Origin of the sequence: Pseudomonas sp. NPDC089395 (assembly GCF_044749525.1) — a bacterium.
Classification (GTDB): domain Bacteria; phylum Pseudomonadota; class Gammaproteobacteria; order Pseudomonadales; family Pseudomonadaceae; genus Aquipseudomonas.
On the sequence record NZ_JBIVID010000004.1, the window covers coordinates 380,673 to 401,813 of the forward strand.

Sequence of the window (21,141 nt, forward strand, 5' to 3'; positions counted from 1 at the left end):
CACGCTCGTGTACCCCGGTTTTCAGCGTTTTGGCAGGGCCAGGCTCAGCAAGAATAGCACCGCCGCGCAGACCACGATCGATGGGCCGGCGGGGGTGTCCTTGAACCAGGACATGGCAAGGCCCCCGCAAACGGCTGCAACGCCCAGCAGGCTGGCGCCCAGCGCCATCTGCTCGGGCGAGCGGGCATGGCGTTGCGCGGCGGCAGCCGGGATGATCAACAGCGAGGTGATCAGCAGCACGCCGACGATCTTCATGGCCACGGCAATCACCACGGCAATCAGCAGCATCAGCGCCATGCGCAGGCCGGCCACCGGCAAGCCTTCGACCATGGCCAGTTCTTCATGCACGGTAATCGCCAGCAGTGGCCGCCACAATGCAGCCAGCAGCAGCAAGACCAGCGCACTGCCGCCAAGGATCCAGCCCAGGTCGCCGGGGCTGATGGCCAGCAGGTCACCGAACAGGTAGGCCATCAGGTCGATGCGCACGTCCTTCATGAAACTCAGCACCACCAGGCCCAGCGACAGGGTACTCGGCGCGAGGATGCCGAGCAGGGTGTCCGAGGCCAGCGGCTGGCGCTGTTGCAGGGTGACCAGGAGGATGGCCAGCAGCAGGCAGCCGACGGTTACCGCCAGCGCCGGGCTGACGTCCAGCACGAAGCCCAAGGCCACGCCCAGCAGTGCGGCATGGGACAGGGTGTCGCCAAAATAGGCCATGCGCCGCCACACCACGAAAGAGCCAAGCGGGCCCGCCACCAGCGCCAGGGAAAGACCCGCAAGCAAGGCGTAGAGAAGAAAATCAGCCATGCTTGCAGTGCTCTCCGTGAACATGGGCGCCAGGGGCAACGACCGAACCGTGCAGGTCGTGGCTGTGGTCATGGTGGTGGTGATAGATGGCCAGGCTCGGGGCGTTCTGGCCGAACAGCTCGACGAAGGCCGGGTCGTTGCTGACCTGCTCGGGGTGGCCCGAGCAGCACACGTGACGGTTGAGGCAGACCACCTGGTCGGTGGCGCTCATCACCAGGTGCAGGTCATGCGACACCATCAGCACGCCGCAGCGGTGGCGGTCGCGCAGGCGGGTGATGAGGTTGTACAGCTCGGTCTGGCCGACCACGTCGACGCCCTGCACGGGTTCGTCCAGCACCAGCAGCTCAGGTTCGCGCAGCAGCGCTCGGGCCAGCAGCACGCGCTGCATCTCACCACCGGAAATGGTCTGGATCGGGCTGTCGATCACCTGTTCGGCTCCGACTTCCTGCAAGGCTGACTGGGCTGCCGCGCGGTCTACGCCGGGCACCAGGCGCAGAAAGCGCAGCACCGAGAGCGGCAGCGTGGCATCTACCTGGATCTTCTGCGGCATGTAGCCGATACGCAGCTTCGGCTTGCGCCACACTTTGCCGCGGTGCGGCTTGAGCAACCCGAGTACGGCGCGCACCAGGGTGGTCTTGCCGGCGCCGTTGGGGCCGATCAGGGTGACGATCTGGCCGGGTGCCACTGACAGGTCGATGCTGTCGAGCACCGCCTCGCCGCCGAAGGTGACGCCGACCTGCTCAAGGCGGATCAGGGCGTCGCTCATGCTGTGCCCCGGCAGTTGCCGCACAGGCCTACGATTTCCACCGTCTGGGTCTCGACAGTGAAGCCCACGCCCTTGGCGCTGGTGATGATGGCGTCGCTGATGCTGTCCTGCTCCAGCTCGATGGCCACGTGGCACACGCGGCAGATCAGGAACTGGCCATGGTGCGCGTGTTCCGGGTGGCTGCAGCCGATGAAGGCGTTGAGCGAGGCGATGCGGTGCACGAGGCCGTTTTCCAGGAGGAAATCGAGTGCGCGGTACACCGTGGGCGGGGCGGCGCGGCGGCCGTCCTGCTCGCTGAGCACGGCGAGGATGTCGTACGCGCCCAGCGGCTTGTGGCTCTGCCACACCAGTTCCAGTACACGGCGACGCAGTGCGGTCAGGCGCAGGCCTTGGCGGGTGCACAAGGCGTCGGCTTCGGCCAGGGCGCTGTGTACGCAATGGGAGTGATCGTGGGGGCGGTGAGCCAGCGGCGTGATGGACATGGTCAGCGACGGTTCTGGATGGAGACGTTATTATGTTACCTGTTTCTGACGAGTCGAGTATTCAACGTGTCCCGATTCCTTGTGCTTTTTGTCGCATTCATCGCCTGCTCGGCGCAGGCCGACGTGCGCGTGCTGACCAGTATCAAGCCCTTGCAGCAGATTGCCGCCGCCGTGCAGGACGGCGTAGGCAGCCCTGACGTGCTGCTGCCACCCGGCGCCTCGCCGCACCACTACGCGCTGCGCCCTTCGGATGTGCGGCGAGTGGGCGATGCCGACCTGCTGTACTGGATCGGCCCGGACATGGAGAGCTTCCTGCCACGGGTGCTCGGCAGCCGCAGCAAGCCCACGGTCGCCGTGCAGTCGCTGACAGGCCTGCAGCTGCGCCACTTCGGCGAGGACAGCCATTCCCACGAGGAAGACGACCACGACGAGCATGACCACGATCACCGCCCGGGCAGCCTGGATGCGCACCTGTGGTTGTCGTCGGCCAACGCGCGGGTCATCGCGGCGAAGATGGCGGCGGACATGGCGGCGGCGGACCCGGCCAACGCGGCGCGCTACCAGAGCAACCTGAAGGCGTTCAGCGAGCGTCTCGACGGGTTGGATGCACGCATCAAGGCGCGTGTGGCGGGTATCGCCGACAAGCCTTACTTCGTGTTCCACGAAGCGTTCGACTACTTCGAGTCGGCTTATGGGCTGAAGCACGCCGGTGTGTTCAGCGTAGCCTCGGAGGTGCAGCCTGGCGCACAGCATGTCGCCGCCATGCGCAAGCGCCTGCAGGAAGTGGGCAAGACCTGTGTGTTCAGCGAGCCGCCGCTGCGGCCGCGTCTGGCTGAAACGCTGACGGCCGGGCTGCCGGTGCGGTTGGCTGAACTGGATGCCCTGGGGGGCGCCGACCCGGTGGATGCCAAGGGGTATGAGCGCTTGCTGGAGAAGCTGGGCGGTGATCTGGCGGGGTGCCTGGAGCAGCTTTGATGCTGTGCCGGCCCTTTCGCGGGACAAGCCCGCTCCCACAGGTTCTCCACGGCACTTGAGTGCTCCGCTGTACCTGTGGGAGCGGGCTTGTCCCGCGAAGGGGTCGCCTCGGTTACAAGGCGAACGGCAAGTGCAAAGCCACTTGCTGACGTTGCGCCAGACGCACCTCGAACTCGCTCGGGTCATGGATCATCACATCCATCCCGGCAAACGACTCCGCCGCGATCAGGCGCGACAGCCAGAAGCGCACACACCCTACCCGCAGCATTTCCGGCCATAGCTCGGCCTCGGCCGCCGTGAACGGTCGCAACGCCGCGTAGGCCGCCAGCAGCGCCTGGGCGCGTGGCACATCGATCGCGCCCTGCTCATCCAGGCACCAGTCGTTCACGGTGATGGCGATGTCATACAGCATCGGCCCGGAGCAGGCGTTGTAGAAGTCGATCACACCGGTCAGGTGGGTGCCTTCGAACATCACGTTGTCACGGAACAGGTCGGCATGCAGGTTGGCCCGCGGCAAGGCGAGGATCTGGGCCTTGTGCGCAGTGATTTCGTCCAGTGCCGGCTGCAGCAACGCCACTTGCTCGGGGGTCAGGCGCGGCATCAGCTCGGCGCCGGAGGCCAGCATCCAGTCCAGGCCGCGGTCGGTCTTGCGCTCGATCACTCGGTCGCGGGTGGCCAGGTGAATGTGCGCCAGCAGCTCGCCGACCTGGGCGCAGTGCTGGTTGTTCGGCGCCTTGATGTGCTTGCCCGACAGCCGTGGCTGCAGCAGGGCAGGCTTGCCGCACAGCTCGCGCAAGCCGTTGCCGTCGCGATCACGCAGGGCATAGGGCACCGGCATGTCGGCGGCGTGCAGGGTATCGAGCAGTTCGATGAAGAACGGCATGTCCTCGCTGGGCCCGCGCTCGATCAGCGTCAGGACGAACTCCCCCTGTTCGAGGCTGACGAAGAAATTGCTGTTTTCGGTGCCGGCGGCAATGCCCTGGAAGTCGAGTAGACGGCCCAGCTCGTAAGGCGCCAGAAAGGTTTCCAGCTCAGGCCGGGTCACGGGGGTGAAGACTGACATGATGAAAAGATGCCCATACGGGCACTTCCGCCGGGAAGTGCCGGGTTGATGTGAACGATACGCGTCAGATTACCACTCGAAGATCTTCCAGGACGGGATCAGCATGTCCGGCTGGTCGGAACGAATGAAATTGCCATCAGAGCCATCGGCGCGTACCAGAAAATAAGGTTTGCCGTTTTTCGGCGTGATCTTGATCGCATACAGGAAGCCGTTCTGGCGGTATTCCTGGATGGTTTTATCGCCTTCCGTGCGAATGGTCACCTCGGGATCGGCCGAGGGGGCGTCGTCCGCCGCCAGGGTGACGACTGGCATGGTTGCCATCAGACCGAGCAGTAACAGGCGATTGAGTGTACGCATGATAACCTTGTCCCTTTGTCGTCATTGATCCGGCTATTCTAGCCCCGGACCCGCCGAAAAGGTTGATTCTCCTCATGAGCCAAGCGCCTCTCGTCCTGGTGGACGGTTCCTCCTACCTCTACCGCGCTTTCCACGCACTGCCGCCGCTGACCACCTCCAAGGGCATGCCCACCGGCGCGGTCAAGGGTGTGCTGAACATGCTCAAGAGCCTGCGCAAACAATATCCCGACAGCCTCTTCGCCGTGGTGTTCGACGCCAAGGGCGGCACCTTCCGTGACGCTATGTTCGCCGAGTACAAGGCCAACCGCCCGAGCATGCCGGATGACTTGCGGGTCCAGGTCGAGCCGTTGCACGCCAGCGTCAAGGCACTGGGCTACCCGCTGCTGTGCGTGGAGGGTGTGGAGGCCGACGACGTGATCGGTACCTTGGCGCGTAGCAGTGCCGCCCAGGGCCGGCCAGTGATCATCTCGACCGGCGACAAGGACATGGCGCAGCTGGTGGACGGCCACGTTACCCTGGTCAATACCATGACCGGCAGCGTGCTGGACGTCGCTGGCGTGCACGAGAAGTTTGGCGTTGGTCCCGAACACATCATCGATTTCCTCGCCCTGATGGGCGACAAGGTCGACAACATTCCTGGCGTACCGGGCGTTGGTGAAAAGACGGCAGTAGGCCTGCTGACCGGTATCGGCGGTGGTCTCAGCGACCTCTACGCCAACCTCGACAAGGTGCCGACGCTGGCCATCCGTGGCGCCAAGACCCTGCCCGCCAAGCTCGAAGAGCACCGCGACGCAGCGTTCCTGTCTTATGAGCTGGCGACCATCAAGCTCGACGTGCCGCTCGATATCGAAGTGGATGCGCTGGTGTGTGGCGAGCCGGACCGCGAAGCCTTGCTGGCGCTGTACACCGAGATGGAGTTCAAGAGCTGGGTCGCTGATGTGCAGCGTGACGCGGCCAAGGCTGGCACGGAGATTGTGCCGGTCGAGGAGCCTGCGGCCAAGGTCGAGCCGAAGTACGAGACCATTCTCGACCAGGCCCGTTTCGACGCCTGGCTGGAGAAACTGCGCCAGGCGCCGTTGTTCGCTTTCGACACCGAGACCACCAGCCTGGATGCGCAAAAAGCGCAGCTGGTTGGCCTGTCCTTCGCCGTGCAAGGCCATGAAGCGGCCTATGTGCCGCTGGCCCACGACTACGAAGGAGCGCCCGTTCAACTGGACCGTGAAGCCGTGCTGCTGGCCTTGAAACCGCTGCTGGAAGACCCGGCCAAGGCCAAGGTCGGGCAGAACGCCAAGTACGACATCAACATCCTGGCCAATGGCGCCCCGGCCATCGAGATGCGCGGCGTGGCCTACGACACCATGCTTGAATCCTACGTGCTCAACTCCACCGCCACCCGTCACGACATGGACAGCCTGGCGCAGAAGTACCTCGACCACGCGACGATCTCGTTCGAGGACATCGCCGGCAAGGGCGCCAAGCAGCTGACCTTCAACCAGATCCACCTGGACAAGGCGGGCCCTTACGCGGCCGAAGATGCCGACATCACCCTGCGCCTGCACCAGGCACTGCAGGCGCGCCTGGCCAAGACGCCGAGCGTGCAGCCGGTGCTGATGGACATCGAGATGCCGCTGGTGCCGGTGCTGGCCAAGATCGAGCGCCAGGGTGCGCTGGTCGATGCTGCCTTGCTGCAGGTGCAGAGCGGTGAGCTGGGCGTGAAAATGGCCGAGCTGGAACGTCGCGCCTACGAGCTGGCCGGTGAGGAGTTCAACCTCGGTTCGCCCAAGCAGCTCGGCTCGATCCTTTACGACAAGCTGGGCATGCCAGTGCTGAGCAAGACCGCCAAAGGCCAGCCCTCCACGGCCGAAGCGGTACTCGACGAGTTGGCCGAGCAGGGCTACCCGCTGCCCGAGGTACTGATGCAGTACCGCAGCCTGAGCAAGCTCAAGAGCACCTACACCGACAAGCTGCCGGGCCAGATCAACCCGCGCACCGGGCGCATTCATACCTCGTACCAGCAGGCGGTGGCGGCCACCGGTCGCCTGTCGTCGAGCGACCCGAACCTGCAGAACATCCCGATCCGCACCGCGGAGGGACGGCGCATTCGCCAGGCCTTCGTGGCGAGCCCGGGCTACCAGCTGCTGGCGGCGGACTATTCGCAGATCGAGCTGCGCATCATGGCCCACCTGGCCAAGGATGAAGGCCTGCTGCATGCCTTCCGTAACGACCTCGATGTGCACCGTGCCACCGCGGCGGAAGTATTCGGCGTGGCCCTGGAAGCGGTAACCACCGACCAGCGCCGTAGCGCCAAGGCCATCAACTTCGGCCTGATCTACGGCATGAGCGCCTTCGGCCTGGCCAAGCAGATCGGTGTCGACCGCAAGCAGTCGCAGGATTACATCGACCGTTACTTCGCTCGCTATCCGGGCGTGCTGGCCTATATGGAGCGCACACGCGCCCAGGCTGCGGAGCAAGGTTTCGTCGAGACCCTGTTCGGCCGTCGCCTGTACTTGCCGGACATCAACGCCAAGAACCCGGCCCTGCGCAAGGGCGCCGAGCGCACCGCGATCAACGCGCCGATGCAGGGTACTGCCGCCGATATCATCAAGCGGGCGATGGTCAACGTCGACAACTGGCTCAGCCAGAGCAGCCTGGACGCGCGCGTCATCCTGCAGGTGCACGACGAATTGGTGCTGGAGGTGCGTGCAGACCTGGTCGAGCAGGTGAAAGATGAAATTCGTGGGCACATGAGCAGTGCCGCGCAACTGGATGTGCCGCTGCTGGTCGAAGTGGGTATTGGCGCGAATTGGGACGAAGCTCACTGATTGAGCAGGGAAAGCTGTGTAGGATCTGCGGCGTAGTGACGCGGATCCCGCAGTGGCCCTATGCCACTGGTTCTGAAGTTTCATGAAACTATCGCAAATAGTTTTCAGGGCTTCGGAACTAAATGGGTGAAGCGGAACTCAGAGTAACTGAATGGCTGGTGAAGCCCTTCGATGCTCCTATGTTGTGTTAAGTGTTGGCAGATACCCGGACCCCGCCCTAGCGGTCCGGACTTGGACCCCGAACTTCCCCCTCCCCATACGAAGTCCGGGGTTTTTTTTGCCCGGAATTTGGGCAAGTGCTACGCGAATGCTGTAGGAGCGGCCTTGTGTCGCGAAAGGGTCGCGAAGCGACCCCAGGATTTCAGCAGTGCTGCACATGTTGCTGGGGCCGCGTTGCGGCCCTTTCGCGACACAAGGCCGCTCCTACATCAGGCTACTGGTTTGTCTTCCAACTCCATCCAGTCGGCCAGCACTTTGTAGGCCTCTTCCAGCCCCAAACGCTTGGGTGCCGAGAACAGCTGGATGGTCACACCATCACCCCAACCCTTGCGAATTTCCGACTGCACCTTGAGCAGCGTGTTCTTGGCCGCGCCGTGGGTCAGCTTGTCGGCCTTGGTCAGCAGGATGTGCATTGGCATGCCGCTGGCCTTGGCCCAGTCGAGCATCATCTTGTCGAAGTCGGTCATGGGATGGCGCACGTCCATCATCAAGATCACCCCGCGCAGGCACTCGCGGCTGCCCAGGTAGGCTTCCAGGTGGCGCTGCCAGTGTTGCTTGAGCGGAATCGGGACTTTTGCATATCCGTAGCCCGGCAGGTCGACCAAACGCCGTTCATCGTCCAGACTGAAGAAATTCAACAGCTGGGTGCGCCCTGGAGTTTTCGAGGTACGCGCCAGGCTGGCATGAGTCAGGGTATTGAGGGCACTGGATTTGCCGGCGTTGGAACGGCCGGCGAAAGCCACCTCGTAACCCTGATCGTCCGGGCATTGTTCGACCTTGGCAGCGCTGAGGGCGAATTTGGCTTTCTGGCAGAGGCCGAGGATGGGGTTCTTGACTTGCATGGGATATCCGATGTGGGTGTTGCCAAAGCCTAGGCCGGCAAGCGGTGTCGTTTCCGTTTGGATGGCGGAAGTATATAATGCCCCAGTTTTTGTGTGCTCATTCTCCCAGCGAAGGAGAACGAGCATGGGGTGTCGAACAATAGCTCGCGCATCAGAACGCAGCGCGTCCCCCAACCCTGTCAGGTCGTTTCGCATGGCGAAATGGCTGCTTGCTGTCGGTATGTTCCTGCCGTTTTTCAGCGCACAGGCTACACAGGATCCCGAGGCGTTGTACAACCGCACGTGTGCGGCCTGTCACGCCGGGCAGTTGCCACAGGCACCCAAGAAGGGCGACCGGGCAGCGTGGGAGCCAAGGCTGGCGAAAGGCATGGAGATACTCCAGACGCATGTTACCCAGGGTTTCAAGGCTATGCCGCCGCGTGGATTGTGCATGGACTGCAGTGCCGAGGACTACCGTTTGGTCATCCTTTGGATGAGCGGCAGTCCCGATACATAACATTTCACCCTTAGCCGTGTTGGATTAGCTGATGAACAAACTAGTCGTGAGTCTGCTGTTGACCATGGGTGTCGCCGGTGCAGCCACTGCTGCGGACCCCATCAAAGGCGATGCCGCCGCCGGCCAGGCCAAAACGGCCGTTTGTGGGGCCTGCCACAACCCCGACGGCAACAGCCTGGCGCCGAACTTCCCGAAACTGGCCGGCCAGGGCCAGCGCTACCTGGAAAAACAGCTGCACGACATCAAGTCGGGCAAGCGTACCGTGCTGGAAATGACCGGCATGCTGGCCAATTTCAGCGATCAGGATCTGGCCGATATCGCCGCTTATTTCTCCAGCCAGAAGGGTAGCGTCGGCGCCGCCGATCCCAAGCTGGTCGAGCGAGGCCGCGCCTTGTTCAATGGTGGCGACCTGGAAAAAGGCATGCCTGCCTGTACCGGCTGCCACTCGCCCAATGGCGCGGGTCTCGCACTGGCCGGTTTCCCGCATCTGGGGGGGCAGCATTCGCAGTACGTGGCCAAGCAGCTCACCGATTTCCGAGAAGGCGACCGCACCAACGATGGTGATGCGGCCATCATGCGCACCATCTCAAGCAAGCTGAGCAACCATGACATCCAGGCCTTGTCCAGCTACATCCAGGGTCTGCATTAACATTCGGTTAATGCGTCAACGGTAAAGATGAAAGGGCGGCGCGGACCGCCCTTTTTTCTGTCCGCAGCCGTTACACTACAGAACTCGGGCCCTTCCCGACCGGTCTCAGAACGGGTCGTGTCGAGGCGACCAATGACTGCTCAGGAGTAAAGCATGCGTAAACTGATTCTCAGCGCCGCGCTGGTCGCTGCCAGCGTGTTCGGTATGGCCGCCATCCAGGCCGCGGAGCCTATTACGGCCGGTAAGGAATACCTCGAGCTGAGCAAACCTGTTCCGGTATCCGTCCCCGGCAAGATCGAAGTGGTCGAACTGTTCTGGTACGGCTGCCCTCACTGCTATACCTTCGAGCCGGTGATCAACCCATGGGTTGAAAAACTGCCCCAGGACGTCCACTTCAAGCGCGTGCCGGCCATGTTCGGCGGTCCCTGGGATGCCCACGGCCAGATGTTCCTGACCCTTGAAGCCATGGGCGTCGAGCACAAGGTTCACGCTGCGGTGTTCGATGCCATCCAGAACCAGCGCAAGCGCCTGACTGACAAGAACGATATGGCCGACTTCCTGGCCACCCAGGGCGTCGACAAGGACAAGTTCCTTGCCACCTTCGACTCCTTCGCCATCAAAGGCCAGGTCAATCAGGCCAAGGAACTGGCGAAGAAGTACGAAATCACCGGCGTACCGAGCATGGTGGTCAACGGCAAATACCGCTTTGACCTTGGCACCGCTCAAGGGCCGGAAGGCGTGCTGAACGTCGCCGACCAACTGATCGCCAAGGAGCGCGCCGCTAAGTAAGCGGCGTATCCCATGCGCCGTTTCAGATCCGCGCGTGGCATTGGCCTGCACCAGCCGCAGGTCAACGAACATCACCTGCAGGCTTCCGGCCTGCCCGAGGATGGTCGCCTGCGGCTGCTCAGCTTCAACATCCAGGTCGGCATCAGTACCGAGCGCTACCGCCATTACCTGACCCGCAGCTGGCAGCACCTGCTGCCGCACAATGGACGGGCGGGCAACTTGCAGAAGATTGGCGACCTGCTCAACGACTTCGATCTGGTGGCCTTGCAGGAAGCCGATGGCGGCAGCCTGCGCTCGGGCTACGTCAACCAGGTGGAACACCTCGCCCATCTGGGCGCCTTCCCCTACTGGTACCAGCAGCTCAACCGCAACCTCGGGCGCTTTGCCCAACACAGCAACGGCGTGCTCAGCCGTCTCAAGCCACAACTGCTAGAAGACCATCCCCTGCCCGGCCCATCGGGTCGCGGCGCGATCCTGGTGCGCTTCGGCGAAGGTGAAGATGCGCTGATCGTGGTCATGATGCACCTGGCGTTGGGCGCCAAGACCCGCGCCCGGCAGTTGGCCTACATTCGTGAGCTGATCGGCGGCTACCGCCATCAGATTCTCATGGGCGACATGAATACCCATGCCACCGACTTGCTCGACCATTCCCCCTTGCGCGACCTGGGCCTGATCGCCCCTCAGGTCGAAGCGACCTTCCCCAGTTGGCGCCCACAGCGCTGCCTGGACCATATCCTGCTCAGCTCGAGCCTGACTCTTGAGCGGGTCGAGGTGCTGGCGCAGCCGATTTCCGACCACCTCCCGGTCGCCGTGGAGATCCGATTGCCTGATGCACTGACTGTGGATACGCTGCCGGTCTTGAGCTAGATCAGCTAACGGCGCTTGCCCCCTCAAGTGTTCGAGGTACGCGCCGACAGCCTGTATTCACGTCCCACAGATGCATTACCCGTCGCGGATCCAGGCATGACCGAAGAAGCCGAGCGCTGGAAAGAAAAATACCTCAAAAGCATCGAACAGCAGGAAAAGCTCGAACGCCGCTGGGCCGCCCGGCTCGATTTGCTGCGTCGGGGCCTGGTGCGCAGCTCCCTCGCCGCCGAGGGCAGCGACAAGGTTGTCGACGAATGCATGAAGGAAATGCGCGAAGTCATCCGCACCGACAACATGGACGCCGGCCTTGCCGGTTTGATCCCGCGCCTGGAACAGGCCGTGCTGGACTCCGAGCAGCGTCGGGATACGCGCATGAGCCAGGTCAGCGATGCGCTGACGGCGCTGGTTACCCAGCTTCAAGGCCTGCCGCTACCCGGTGATGTTGCCCGTCCGCTGAAGAAGCTGGCGAAGAAACTCGATGGAGGCGTCAGCCAGTCGCGCGAATTGCCGCCCTTGCTGGGTGAGCTCAGCGGGCTGCAGGGGCGCGCGCTGACATCGCTGAGCAAGGCGGATGAACACGCCAGGTCAGGATTCCTGCAGCGGTTGTTCGGTAATCGTGACAGCGACCCTGAGACGAAGGACGCTTGCGAATCGGTGCCTTCGGTAGCCGATGCACAGGACGACACCCCGTCTCAGCCATTGCCTGATGGCCCCGTTCTGGTGGACTTGCCGCCACTCGATGCTGATGAGCTGCGCCCGCTTGTGTCGTCGCCGGAAAATGACCCAGGCCAGCCATCGCCTGAAGTGCCGGATGTCGAGCCCGTTGCTGGCGAATCCGCAGAGTCGACAGCACCGTCTCAGACGCTGGTAGCCGAGGCCGAAGATCTGGCGAGCCTTGAGCAAACCTTCGGCGAAGATGGCCCCTACTCGCTCCCGGACGCAGTCGAGCCGCCCTACAGCCAGGTTGCCGCGCATATCGAGCAGACGCTGCTCGGCCTGCTCGATGATCTCAGCCTGCCGGAGCGTCACAAGGCTCAGGCCCTGGCGATGCGCGAGCGCGTGGCGCGCGGGCTGAACTGGTACGAACTGATTCCGGTGCTCGATGACCTGGCCGTGCTCATGCTGGCCATCACCGACAGCGGCCAGCACGAATTTGAAACCTACCTGCAGCAGCTCAACGAGCGCCTGGAAGGTTTCCAGAGCCACTTGCACGAAGCCAGCGCCGGTCATGCCGATAACAGTACTGCCGCACGCGAACTGGACAGCCAGCTGCGCGAGCAGGTCGATGGCCTGCACAGCAGCGTACAGGGGGCGGCCGATGTGGGCAGCCTCAAGCACATCCTGGAAAGCCGACTGGAAGGCCTGCTGGCGACCATGGACGACCACCAGCAAGTACGTGCCCGCCGCGAACAAGAGCTGGCCGGACGCCTGCAGGGCCTGGCCGAACGGGTCGCGAGCATGGAGCAGGAGGCCCTTGGCTATCGCGAGCACTTGGAAGAGCAGCGCCAGAAGGCCCTGATCGACCCGCTGACCGGCCTGCCCAATCGCGCCGCCTGGAGCGAGCAAGTCGAGCGCGAGATGCTCGATTGGCAGGACAAGGGTGGTCATCTGGCGATGGCGATTCTCGACCTGGATCACTTCAAGCGCATCAACGACAACTATGGGCACTTGGCGGGCGACAAGGTGCTGAAGATCGTCGCCGAGCAGTTGCGCAAGCGTCTACGGGCGCGTGATTTCATCGCCCGTTTCGGGGGTGAGGAATTCGTCGTCCTGCTGCCGCAGACAACACCTGCAGCCGCTGCCCAGGTCACCGAGGTGCTGCGCGCCGCCATCGAGGCCTGCCCGTTCCATTTCAAAGGCGAACGCGTGGTCATCACCACCTCCATTGGCCTGAGCGCTTTCCGTTCCGGCGAGCGTGGCGACCAGGTACTCAAGCGCGCCGATGCGGCGCTGTACCGGGCCAAGGGCCAAGGCCGCAATCGGGTGGAACAAAGCTGAGCGGGTGGGCTGGGCGCGCATACGTTATGCTGATGCGTTACCGGCTCATCATCTGGCTTCCCCTATGAAAGCGCTGTTTTCTGCATTGCTGCTGATCGTCCTGGCAGGCTGCTCCACGGGCCTGCGCATCGACCGCAGCCATCCCTCGGCCAACCAGGACGACCGCATCCAGTTCGTCGTTCTGCATTACACGAATGCCTCGCTGGAGCGCTCACTGGCGTTGCTCACCCACGGAGAGGTCAGTGCCCATTACCTGATCGGCGACGGCCCGGCCACGGTCTATCAACTGATCGACGAAAACCGTCGTGCCTGGCATGCCGGCGAAAGCCAGTGGCAGGGCCGGACCTGGCTGAACTCCAGCTCCATCGGTATCGAGATCGTCAACCCAGGATTCGATGACACCCCGAATGGCCGTGTGTGGTACCCCTACACCGAAGCGCAGATCCAGTCGCTGATCGCCTTGCTCAAGGACATCGTCAAACGCAACAACATCGAACCGCGGCACATCATCGGTCACAGTGACATCGCGCCGTTGCGCAAGCTCGACCCGGGGCCGCTGTTCCCCTGGAAGCGTCTGGCCGAAGCGGGGATTGGCATCTGGCCCGACGCCAACGCGGTGGCCCGGCAGCAGGCCTACTTCAACGTCAACCCGCCAACCATCGGCTGGTATCAGCAAGAACTGGCCCGTTTTGGCTACGCTATTGAACAGACAGGGCAGTTGGATGTGGCCACGCGCCATGTCATCGCGGCCTTCCAGATGCGCTTCCGTCCGCAGCGTTTCGATGGCACGCCCGATGCGCAGACGGCGGCGATGCTGCAGGTGCTCAACCGCATGCGGTAATTCCTCCGCCCAACGGCCAGGCTAATCCACGCTTCAGTTGCTATATCTTGTATATCAACCGGATGCTGCCCATGTCGGCCCTAATAACTGCACTGCGCCAATTTTTCTACCGACCCTGGATGCTGGCTGCCTTGGCAGCGGTAGCCAGCGCCGCAGTATTGCTGACTGCCAGCATCGGCATTGCCCTGCAGCAGATGAAGGAAAGCGAGAGCGCACAGATGAACGCCCAGGGCGAGCGCTTTCTCGACCGCCTGGAGCAGGTGTTCGGCCAGCTGCGTGAGGGCGTCGATGAGCTGCAGGGTCAGCCGCTTCGAGGGTGCAGCCCGGCGATGTTGGCGCTACTGCAACAGGTTGGGCTAGGTTCACGCTTCATCTACGAGGCGGCCTACGTCGACGTCAATGTCGCCTGTTCCAATCGCGGCGGCGCCAGGGCCTTCGTTCCCACGCGCGCGCCGGATATCCAAGGCCCGACCTACAGCTACTGGCTCAACACCACCACCGAACCCAACGAAAACCTCGCCGCGCTGATGCTCGCACGGGGCAATTTCCTGGTGTCCACCTCGCGCGGGCACCTGACCGATGTGGTCGACCTGCCACCCGGCGGCAGCCTGTTGGTAGTGCTCGACAATGGCACGCGCGCTATCCCGGTGCTGGGCCCGCCGCAAGTCTGGCCGCCTGCCAACAGCTGGCCGCCACCCAGCGGCAATTCGCTGTTCGAACTGCATGACCGCCTGGTCTATCGCATGCCGACCAAATCACCGGACTACCAACTCGTCCTGATCGCGCCACGGGCCAGCCTGCCGCTGAGGATGAACGGCATGCTCTGGCTGTTGTTCCCCGGCAGCGTGCTGGCGGCCTGTTGCATCGGGTGGCTGGTGCTGCAACTGATCCTGCAGCGCCGCTCGATGAGTTCGGAGCTGCAAAATGCGCTGCGTCGCGGCGAATTGCAGGTGCTCTACCAACCCATCATCGAACTCGACAGCCGGCGGTGTGTGGGGGCCGAAGCGCTGGTGCGCTGGCGGCGACCGGATGGCACGCTGACCAGTCCGGATTTGTTCATTCCGCTGGCTGAGAACACTGGCCAGATCCGCCAGATCACCGATTTTGTCCTGCAGCGCGTGCTGGAGCAGTTGGGGCAGTTATTGCGTTCGCACCGCAACCTGTACATTTCGGTGAACCTTGCCGCCTGCGATGTGATGGCGCCACGCATCGGCCGGGTGGCGGCGCGGTTGTTGGCGCTGCACCGAGTCGCGGCCAGCCAGATCGCCTTCGAGGTGACCGAGCGCGGGCTGATCGATGTGGTCGTGGCCCGTGACAACCTCCAAGCACTGCGTGCTGTAGGCCATCAGGTACTGATCGATGATTTCGGCACCGGCTACTGCAGCCTGGCCTACCTGCAGACCTTGCCGGTCGACTGCCTGAAGATCGACAAGGCGTTCATCGATGCCTTGGGGCACGATGCGGCCAGCAGTGGCGTGGCACCGCACATTATCCGCATGGCCCATGACCTTCATCTGCGAGTGATCGCCGAAGGTATCGAATGCGAGGCGCAAGCGGTGCTGCTCAACAGCGAAGGGGTCAACTACGGCCAGGGCTGGTTGTTTGCCCACCCGTTGAATGCACGCCAGTTTGCCGAGCTGGTGACTCGCGGCCGGCAAGTCAGGCGGCAGCGAATCGATGATGAGCCTTAGACGGGCAGCGCCATGTAGAACTGCGTGCCCTGCCCCGGTCGAGAAAATACCCCCATGCGCCCGCCATGCAACTGGACGATTTCCTTGCACAACGCCAACCCCAGCCCTGCCCCGCCTTTCTTGCGCCCGACCTGCACGAACGGCTCGAAGATCCGTCCCTGCTGGCCATAGGCAATACCTTCGCCGTTGTCTTCGACGCTGATGATCACCCGCTCCGCATGCCGCCGCGCATGCAGGCGGATGCGCCCGCCGCGGGCGGTGTGGCGGATGGCGTTGTGCAGCAGGTTATCGAGCACGCGGTCGAGTTGGGCGATGTCGGCTTGTATGCGAGGCAGCGGCATATCCAGCTCCTTGAGCAGCTCGATCTGTTTGGCAGAGGCCGGTTCGCTGAAGCGTGACTGGGCCCGTTCCAGCAACGCATCGATGGCGCAGGGTGCGAGGTCGAGCTTCTGCAGCCCGCTTTGATAACGCGAGAAGTTGAGCAGGTCGTTGATCAGCTGGGTCAGGCGCTGCATTTCTTCGCCGATGGTTTCCAGCAAGTCGCTTTCGCGCGCTTCAGGTGGGAACTTGATGCGCTCGCGAAGCAAACCAAAGGCCATGTGCATGCCGGTGACCGGGGTGCGCAACTCATGCGAGGCGCGCAGCACGAACTCGCTGCGCACACGCTCGAAGGCACGTTGTTCGGTGACATCATGCAACACCATTACGGCCCCCAGAATCGGCCCTTGCGGGTGACTGACCGGGGTCAGGCTGTACGTCAGCAGGCGTGACTCTTCATCGACCTCGATGCTCAGGTCGTCAGGTGGGCGATCCAGGCTGCCGCCGCGCAACACCTGGCGCAGCTGTTGCTCCAGTTCCGGTCGCTGCAGGGCTTCGGCCAGGCCGCTGCCGACGCGGCTGTCACTCCAGCCCAGCTGGCGCTGGGCAACCGGGTTGAGGTGCTCGAGGCGGCCTTGGCGGTCGATGATCAGCAAACCGTCGTCGATGCTGTCAAGCACCGCCTGCAGGCGCTGTTGGCCGGCCAACAGCTCATCGACATTGGTGGCCTGGTGCTTGCGCAGTGCATCGGCCATCAAGCCGAAACGACGCGTCAGTTGGTTGAGCTCGATGGCCTGTGTCACCGGCAAGGTAACGTCGAAGTTGCCTTGGCCAAGCTGGTCTGCCGCCTTGGCCAGGGCTTCGATCGGTTGGCCAAAGCGACGGGCGATGTTGTGCGCGGTGATGAAGCCCAGGATCACCACCACCAAACCCATCAGGCCGAGCGCGCCACTGACCAGCAAGGCGCGGTCGCGCGTGCGTTCTTCACTGCGGGTGATCTGTTCGAGGGCTTGCTTGTGGGAATCGATCAGGTCGGTGCGAACCTGATTGAACGCGGCGCCCAGTGGCTGCTCGACCCCCATGCTGCGTGCCGGTGTCGGGCTGTCGCGGTAAGCCTGGAGGAAGGCCTGGTAGTTGCTGTTGGCCTTGCTGAAGCCGGTGCGTTCTCCGCCTTGTTCGAGCCCCTGATGCAGCAGGCTCTGAAAGCTCTCCTGCAACGTCTGGAGGTTTTCCGGAGCGGTATCCTCATCGAGAATCAGCGTCAGTTGTTCGCCAAGGTTCTGCCGCAACTTGAGGCCTGTTTCCAGGGCTTGGGTGGTATCGCGCACCGACTGCTGCTGCACCGTGGCCATCTGCAACACGCTGACCAGGCCCAGTATCAAGCCCAGCAGGGCAACGGTGACCAGTGCTGAGATACTGAGGAAAAGCCGCGTGCGCAGCTTCATGGGCCATCTCATAAGTTGTACTGCTTGCGTTTGCGATAGAGCGTCGAGGCATCGATGCCCAACGTCTTGGCCGCCTGGTCGAGCGTGTCGCTGGTCGCCAGCACCGCACCGATGTGGGCGCGCTCCAGCTCATCCAGGCTCAGTGCCGCGCCCACTCGGGGGGCATTGCTGGCGGGCTGCTCGCCCATGCCCAGGTGGCTGATTTCCACGCGCTCCTGCGGGCAAATGATGCTGGCGCGCTCGATTACGTTGCGCAGTTCACGGATGTTGCCGGGCCAGCGGTAGTTGAGCAGCGCCGCGCGGGCCTCGTCGCTGAAACCGCGGGCCGGGCGTGAGTACTCCTTGACGAAGCGTGCCAGGAAGCGGTCGGCCAGGGTCAGGATGTCCTCGCTGCGCTCGCGCAGCGGCGGCAGGTGCAGGGTGATGACGTTCAGGCGGTACAGCAGGTCTTCGCGAAAACGGCTTTCGCGCACCATTTCTTCAAGGTTCAGGTTGGTCGCGGCGAGGATGCGCACATCGGCGCGGCGGGTTACCGGGTCGCCGACGCGCTCGTACTCCTTGTCCTGAATGAACCTCAACAGCTTGGGTTGCAAGGTCAGTGGGAAATCGCCGATTTCGTCGAGAAACAGCGTGCCGCCGTCAGCCTGACTGACCCGCCCAAGGGTGCTCTCGCTGGCACCGGTAAAGGCGCCACGGGTGTGGCCGAACAGCTCGCTCTCCATCAGTTCGGCATTCAACGATGGACAGTTGATGGTCACGCAGGCCTTGCGCGCCCGTTTGCTCCAGCCATGAATGGCCCGGGCCAGTTCGCCCTTGCCAGTGCCCGACTCGCCAAGGATGAGGATGTTGGCGTCGGTGGTGGCCACCTGCCGAGCAGTTTCCAGCACCGCCATCATGGCCGGGCTGTGCGAGTCGAGGCCGTCCTTGGGTTTGCGTACTTCGCCTTCCAGCGCTTCCAGGCGTGCCGACAGTTGGCGAACTTCCAGCTGCTTGGCGGTGGCCAGGCGCAATTGGTCGGGGCTGCAGGGTTTGACCAGGTAATCGGCGGCCCCCGCCTGAATGGCATCGACCGCCGTATCGATCGCGGAGTGCGCGGTCACGATCACTACGCGCATCCACGGTGCCTGGATACGCATCTGCGCCAGTACATCCAGGCCGTTGTCCTCACCCAGGCGCAGGTCGAGGAAGCACAGGTCGAACACCTGGCGTTGCAACAAGGCTTCGGCCTGAGTGGCACTGTTGGCGGTGGACACGCTGTAGCCTTCGTCTTCCAGGCAATAGCGGAAGGTACGCAGGATAGCGGACTCATCGTCCACCAGCAGAATGCGGCCTTGGTTGTCCTGGGCTGATTCCATTTTCCTGCGCTCCTTAGGATAGCTCTTCAATTAGTGTGGGAAAAATCGGGCAAGTTGCATGGTCAATTCTGAAGGATTCTGTCCTTTGCATGCTAGCCAATGGCCAAGTAGCGGCGCTCTTCACTGATATATCGATGATTTCCTTAGAGCTACGCGCTGGCACATTGGTTGCGACGATTTACGGATTTTGCCCATAAAAGGAGTGCAGTCATGCCCTTTTCCATCCGAATGGCCGCGCTGACGGTCAGCCTTCTCTCCATTTGCACCTCGGCCATGGCCGACCCGATCCAGGACGCTCGCCTGCAGGGTTCGTTGCAAACGGCGCTTTCGCTCAACCAGATGCTCAATCCGTTTCGTATAGATGTCGAGGTCGAAGGGCCGAAGGCACGCCTTTCGGGTGAAGTGGAAAACGAGGTCGAGCGCCAGTTGGCCGAGCAGGTGGCGCTGGCTACCCGAGGCATCGAGCAGGTCGACAACCAACTGCGGGTCAATGCCGAATTGGTCGAGCGCCCACTCGAGCTGCGCGCGTACGCCCAGCGCCTGACGGATGCAACCCTGGCCGCGGTGATCCGCGCTCGGCTGCTGTGGAGCCGTATCACGGAAAAGGCCGCCATCGAAGTGCAAAGCAGCGATGGCGTGGTGACCTTGCGCGGCAAGGTCGACAGTACCGAGGCCAAGGAGTTGGCTGGGGTGGTCGCGCGGACCACCGATGGGGTGCACCTGGTGAACAACCTGGTCAGCCTGGATACCGTGGCCATGGCCAAGGCGCGGGAAACCCCGGTCGATGCGCCCACCGGGCCGCAACCCCGTGACAGCTGGGTGATCGACAAGATCCAGAACAGCTTCCGCTTCAGCCGCAATCTGGACGGCCTGAATATAAAGGTGGCCAGTGAAGAAGGCATGGTGCGGCTGTCAGGCGAGGTGCTCAGCAGTGAGCAGAAAACCATCGCAGTAGAGATTGCCCGGCAGATCATTGGGGTGCGCGGCGTGGATGCTGACCTATTGAAAGTGGCGACCAAGGTCGAGGGCTGAATCGTGCAATTCGCACGACGACAAAGGCGCCATCGTGCAGGATACGTCCTCAAGGGGGATGTGAAATTCAAATAAATTATTGATTTATAAGGATTTTATTTGAATCTAACGGCTGGCATGCAGGCTGCAATTACCTATTCAGGTTTGTATAGAAAAATTACAGCAGGAGAACCGGCATGAACCGCCAATCCGTCAACCGCTCGCAAAATGTCGCACTCCCCCTGCGCCAGGTCCTGTTACTCGGGATGGCGATGCTGCTGACGCTGGCTGCCGGCCTCTTCTACTACAGCTGGCAGACCGCCCGACTGGCCGAACAGGTCGCGGCGCAAACCGCGTTGCTGACGCACATTCAGGCAACGCGTGCCAACACCTTGGTGAAGGCAGCCCAATCGCTGCCAGCAGCCAATACCTCGCCAGCCACCGTGGCAAATGTCGTGCCCCAGGAACGCTGGGTGTTCTGACGGTCAGGCTGGATCGATCTCAAAAAAGAAAGGAGAAGCATCATGCTTAGCTGGGCTATCACTTTCCTCATCATCGCCATCATCGCCGCCGTACTTGGCTTCGGTGGTATCGCTGGCGCCGCTACGGGTATCGCGAAGATCCTGTTCATTGTCTTCCTGGTCCTGTTCGTAGCCTCCTTCTTCTTTGGACGTGGTCGAGGTTGAAGATGGGCAGGAAGCTTTGCACGACGTTGGCTGCCGCCCTGGTATTGACGGGTAGCGCGGGAGCCATGGCGGCCAATGACGGCCAGGTCCGGGTCGACCAGTTGCTCGGCTCGGACCCTGAGTACCAGGAAACCTGGCAGGACGCACTCAAAGGCGAGGAACGCCTGCCCGACTGGGTGATCAACCTCACGGGCAGCGCCGAGCAACAGATGTCGGCGGTGACTGAAGATGGCGACAAGTACCTGGTCGGCCCGCTGTGCGAATCCGAGGAAAACTGCACCTACAAACGCCTGATCGTGGCGTTCAGTTGGGACAAGGACGATGCCTACGGGATGCTCGTTGAAGTACCCGAGGGCTTGCCCAGTGACAAGTCGCCCACCCGCCACGCGCAGTACCGTTGGCTGGGGAAACCGGACGAAGGCATGAAGACGATGTTGCAGGAGCAACTCAAGCGCGATCCGAAGTGGTATTGAGCGTCACCGACGAGCGGTCGCGCGCTGTCATGTAATAGAAGCGGAACCTTTCTATCTTTCACGCTTCTATGATGCGCCGCCCCGAGGAGGGGCGACACATGACCAAGGGGCCGGGCTGTTCTGATTGTTGCAGGATCGGAGTGGCCTAGGGGTACAGGGAGTGCCTCCAGGATTGGGCCGGGTCAGGAAAAG

General features: G+C 62.8%; 21 protein-coding genes. 13 read left to right on the forward strand and 8 right to left on the reverse strand.

The features are described from left to right. Positions 1-21: 21 nt before the first annotated feature. The 3 genes from znuB to zur are packed head-to-tail and all read right to left on the reverse strand — an operon-like array spanning position 22 to position 2,052. Entirely contained in the window at positions 22-804 is a 783-nt protein-coding gene (gene znuB / locus ACIPZG_RS12555) for a zinc ABC transporter permease subunit ZnuB (protein WP_008092086.1), read from the reverse strand. After that, on the reverse strand, positions 797-1,570 hold the full coding sequence (gene znuC / locus ACIPZG_RS12560; RefSeq protein ID WP_400638541.1) for a zinc ABC transporter ATP-binding protein ZnuC: 774 nt from the start codon (positions 1,568-1,570) through the stop codon (positions 797-799). The genes znuB and znuC overlap by 8 nt, the downstream gene beginning before the upstream one ends. After that, positions 1,567-2,052: a zinc uptake transcriptional repressor Zur gene (gene zur / locus ACIPZG_RS12565; protein ID WP_400714001.1), complete on the reverse strand. Its 486-nt coding sequence runs from the start codon at positions 2,050-2,052 to the stop codon at positions 1,567-1,569. Before zur ends, znuC begins: the two co-directional genes overlap by 4 nt. 18 nt (positions 2,053-2,070) lie before the next feature. Between zur and ACIPZG_RS12570 the strand changes: the two genes are divergently transcribed. Then, positions 2,071-3,027 (forward strand): zinc ABC transporter substrate-binding protein, encoded by a 957-nt coding sequence (locus ACIPZG_RS12570; RefSeq protein ID WP_400714004.1) that lies wholly within the window; start codon positions 2,071-2,073, stop codon positions 3,025-3,027. A gap of 112 nt (positions 3,028-3,139) precedes the next feature. Here ACIPZG_RS12570 and ACIPZG_RS12575 read toward each other — a convergent pair whose 3' ends face one another. Then, positions 3,140-4,090: a homoserine kinase gene (locus ACIPZG_RS12575; protein WP_400714007.1), complete on the reverse strand. Its 951-nt coding sequence runs from the start codon at positions 4,088-4,090 to the stop codon at positions 3,140-3,142. A 69-nt stretch (positions 4,091-4,159) separates the two neighbouring features. Beyond that, positions 4,160-4,447, reverse strand: coding sequence for a DUF2782 domain-containing protein (locus ACIPZG_RS12580; RefSeq protein WP_346612818.1), 288 nt, complete (start codon positions 4,445-4,447; stop codon positions 4,160-4,162). 74 nt (positions 4,448-4,521) lie between these two features. Here ACIPZG_RS12580 and polA point away from each other — a divergent pair, with 74 nt between their 5' ends. Next, entirely contained in the window at positions 4,522-7,269 is a 2,748-nt protein-coding gene (gene polA / locus ACIPZG_RS12585) for a DNA polymerase I (protein ID WP_400714010.1), read from the forward strand. Between the two features lie 428 nt (positions 7,270-7,697). On the opposite strand, the gene yihA is transcribed toward polA, so the two are convergent. Beyond that, entirely contained in the window at positions 7,698-8,330 is a 633-nt protein-coding gene (gene yihA / locus ACIPZG_RS12590; RefSeq protein ID WP_008092077.1) for a ribosome biogenesis GTP-binding protein YihA/YsxC, read from the reverse strand. Between the two features lie 193 nt (positions 8,331-8,523). Between yihA and ACIPZG_RS12595 the strand changes: the two genes are divergently transcribed. From ACIPZG_RS12595 to ACIPZG_RS12625, 7 genes are all read left to right on the forward strand, one after another. Beyond that, positions 8,524-8,826: a c-type cytochrome gene (locus tag ACIPZG_RS12595; RefSeq protein ID WP_400714013.1), complete on the forward strand. Its 303-nt coding sequence runs from the start codon at positions 8,524-8,526 to the stop codon at positions 8,824-8,826. A 31-nt stretch (positions 8,827-8,857) separates the two neighbouring features. Further along, the gene (locus ACIPZG_RS12600) at positions 8,858-9,475 is read left to right on the forward strand and encodes a c-type cytochrome (protein ID WP_400638536.1); all 618 of its coding nucleotides are present in this window, start codon (positions 8,858-8,860) and stop codon (positions 9,473-9,475) included. Positions 9,476-9,628: 153 nt separating this feature from the next. Then, the gene (gene dsbA / locus ACIPZG_RS12605; protein WP_400714016.1) at positions 9,629-10,264 is read left to right on the forward strand and encodes a thiol:disulfide interchange protein DsbA; all 636 of its coding nucleotides are present in this window, start codon (positions 9,629-9,631) and stop codon (positions 10,262-10,264) included. Between the two features lie 12 nt (positions 10,265-10,276). Continuing rightward, the gene (locus tag ACIPZG_RS12610; RefSeq protein ID WP_400714019.1) at positions 10,277-11,131 is read left to right on the forward strand and encodes an endonuclease/exonuclease/phosphatase family protein; all 855 of its coding nucleotides are present in this window, start codon (positions 10,277-10,279) and stop codon (positions 11,129-11,131) included. Between the two features lie 96 nt (positions 11,132-11,227). Continuing rightward, positions 11,228-13,129, forward strand: a complete 1,902-nt coding sequence (locus tag ACIPZG_RS12615) for a GGDEF domain-containing protein (RefSeq protein WP_400714022.1) — start codon at positions 11,228-11,230, stop codon at positions 13,127-13,129. A 64-nt stretch (positions 13,130-13,193) separates the two neighbouring features. Next, entirely contained in the window at positions 13,194-13,970 is a 777-nt protein-coding gene (locus tag ACIPZG_RS12620; protein ID WP_400714025.1) for an N-acetylmuramoyl-L-alanine amidase, read from the forward strand. A gap of 71 nt (positions 13,971-14,041) precedes the next feature. Continuing rightward, positions 14,042-15,661, forward strand: a complete 1,620-nt coding sequence (locus ACIPZG_RS12625) for an EAL domain-containing protein (protein WP_008092068.1) — start codon at positions 14,042-14,044, stop codon at positions 15,659-15,661. Here ACIPZG_RS12625 and ACIPZG_RS12630 read toward each other — a convergent pair. Both ACIPZG_RS12630 and algB read right to left on the reverse strand, forming a co-directional pair. After that, a complete protein-coding gene (locus tag ACIPZG_RS12630; RefSeq protein WP_400714028.1) occupies positions 15,658-17,436 on the reverse strand; it encodes a KinB sensor domain-containing domain in 1,779 nt (592 codons plus the stop codon). The genes ACIPZG_RS12625 and ACIPZG_RS12630 overlap by 4 nt on opposite strands. Beyond that, positions 17,433-18,779 (reverse strand): sigma-54-dependent response regulator transcription factor AlgB, encoded by a 1,347-nt coding sequence (algB, locus tag ACIPZG_RS12635; protein ID WP_400638530.1) that lies wholly within the window; start codon positions 18,777-18,779, stop codon positions 17,433-17,435. Before algB ends, ACIPZG_RS12630 begins: the two co-directional genes overlap by 4 nt. A gap of 210 nt (positions 18,780-18,989) precedes the next feature. Between algB and ACIPZG_RS12640 the strand changes: the two genes are divergently transcribed. From ACIPZG_RS12640 to ACIPZG_RS12655, 4 genes are all read left to right on the forward strand, one after another. Next, a complete protein-coding gene (locus ACIPZG_RS12640) occupies positions 18,990-19,811 on the forward strand; it encodes a BON domain-containing protein (RefSeq protein ID WP_400714031.1) in 822 nt (273 codons plus the stop codon). A 176-nt stretch (positions 19,812-19,987) separates the two neighbouring features. After that, positions 19,988-20,272 carry a hypothetical protein gene (locus ACIPZG_RS12645; protein WP_400638528.1) on the forward strand — a complete coding sequence of 95 codons (285 nt, stop codon included), beginning with the start codon at positions 19,988-19,990 and terminating at the stop codon, positions 20,270-20,272. A 42-nt stretch (positions 20,273-20,314) separates the two neighbouring features. After that, positions 20,315-20,476: a DUF1328 domain-containing protein gene (locus ACIPZG_RS12650; protein ID WP_008092060.1), complete on the forward strand. Its 162-nt coding sequence runs from the start codon at positions 20,315-20,317 to the stop codon at positions 20,474-20,476. Between the two features lie 2 nt (positions 20,477-20,478). Beyond that, positions 20,479-20,949: an inhibitor of vertebrate lysozyme family protein gene (locus ACIPZG_RS12655; RefSeq protein ID WP_400714034.1), complete on the forward strand. Its 471-nt coding sequence runs from the start codon at positions 20,479-20,481 to the stop codon at positions 20,947-20,949. Positions 20,950-21,141 lie beyond the last annotated feature (192 nt).

What these genes read in the sequence shown, in the direction of transcription:
- znuB (WP_008092086.1), bottom strand. Translation starts at nt 804, where the DNA reads ATGGCTGATTTTCTTCTCTACGCCTTGCTTGCGGGTCTTTCCCTGGCG.
- znuC (WP_400638541.1), bottom strand. Translation starts at nt 1,570, where the DNA reads ATGAGCGACGCCCTGATCCGCCTTGAGCAGGTCGGCGTCACCTTCGGC.
- zur (WP_400714001.1), bottom strand. Translation starts at nt 2,052, where the DNA reads ATGTCCATCACGCCGCTGGCTCACCGCCCCCACGATCACTCCCATTGC.
- ACIPZG_RS12570 (WP_400714004.1), top strand. Translation starts at nt 2,071, where the DNA reads ATGGAGACGTTATTATGTTACCTGTTTCTGACGAGTCGAGTATTCAAC.
- ACIPZG_RS12575 (WP_400714007.1), bottom strand. Translation starts at nt 4,090, where the DNA reads ATGTCAGTCTTCACCCCCGTGACCCGGCCTGAGCTGGAAACCTTTCTG.
- ACIPZG_RS12580 (WP_346612818.1), bottom strand. Translation starts at nt 4,447, where the DNA reads ATGCGTACACTCAATCGCCTGTTACTGCTCGGTCTGATGGCAACCATG.
- polA (WP_400714010.1), top strand. Translation starts at nt 4,522, where the DNA reads ATGAGCCAAGCGCCTCTCGTCCTGGTGGACGGTTCCTCCTACCTCTAC.
- yihA (WP_008092077.1), bottom strand. Translation starts at nt 8,330, where the DNA reads ATGCAAGTCAAGAACCCCATCCTCGGCCTCTGCCAGAAAGCCAAATTC.
- ACIPZG_RS12595 (WP_400714013.1), top strand. Translation starts at nt 8,524, where the DNA reads ATGGCGAAATGGCTGCTTGCTGTCGGTATGTTCCTGCCGTTTTTCAGC.
- ACIPZG_RS12600 (WP_400638536.1), top strand. Translation starts at nt 8,858, where the DNA reads ATGAACAAACTAGTCGTGAGTCTGCTGTTGACCATGGGTGTCGCCGGT.
- dsbA (WP_400714016.1), top strand. Translation starts at nt 9,629, where the DNA reads ATGCGTAAACTGATTCTCAGCGCCGCGCTGGTCGCTGCCAGCGTGTTC.
- ACIPZG_RS12610 (WP_400714019.1), top strand. Translation starts at nt 10,277, where the DNA reads ATGCGCCGTTTCAGATCCGCGCGTGGCATTGGCCTGCACCAGCCGCAG.
- ACIPZG_RS12615 (WP_400714022.1), top strand. Translation starts at nt 11,228, where the DNA reads ATGACCGAAGAAGCCGAGCGCTGGAAAGAAAAATACCTCAAAAGCATC.
- ACIPZG_RS12620 (WP_400714025.1), top strand. Translation starts at nt 13,194, where the DNA reads ATGAAAGCGCTGTTTTCTGCATTGCTGCTGATCGTCCTGGCAGGCTGC.
- ACIPZG_RS12625 (WP_008092068.1), top strand. Translation starts at nt 14,042, where the DNA reads ATGTCGGCCCTAATAACTGCACTGCGCCAATTTTTCTACCGACCCTGG.
- ACIPZG_RS12630 (WP_400714028.1), bottom strand. Translation starts at nt 17,436, where the DNA reads ATGAGATGGCCCATGAAGCTGCGCACGCGGCTTTTCCTCAGTATCTCA.
- algB (WP_400638530.1), bottom strand. Translation starts at nt 18,779, where the DNA reads ATGGAATCAGCCCAGGACAACCAAGGCCGCATTCTGCTGGTGGACGAT.
- ACIPZG_RS12640 (WP_400714031.1), top strand. Translation starts at nt 18,990, where the DNA reads ATGCCCTTTTCCATCCGAATGGCCGCGCTGACGGTCAGCCTTCTCTCC.
- ACIPZG_RS12645 (WP_400638528.1), top strand. Translation starts at nt 19,988, where the DNA reads ATGAACCGCCAATCCGTCAACCGCTCGCAAAATGTCGCACTCCCCCTG.
- ACIPZG_RS12650 (WP_008092060.1), top strand. Translation starts at nt 20,315, where the DNA reads ATGCTTAGCTGGGCTATCACTTTCCTCATCATCGCCATCATCGCCGCC.
- ACIPZG_RS12655 (WP_400714034.1), top strand. Translation starts at nt 20,479, where the DNA reads ATGGGCAGGAAGCTTTGCACGACGTTGGCTGCCGCCCTGGTATTGACG.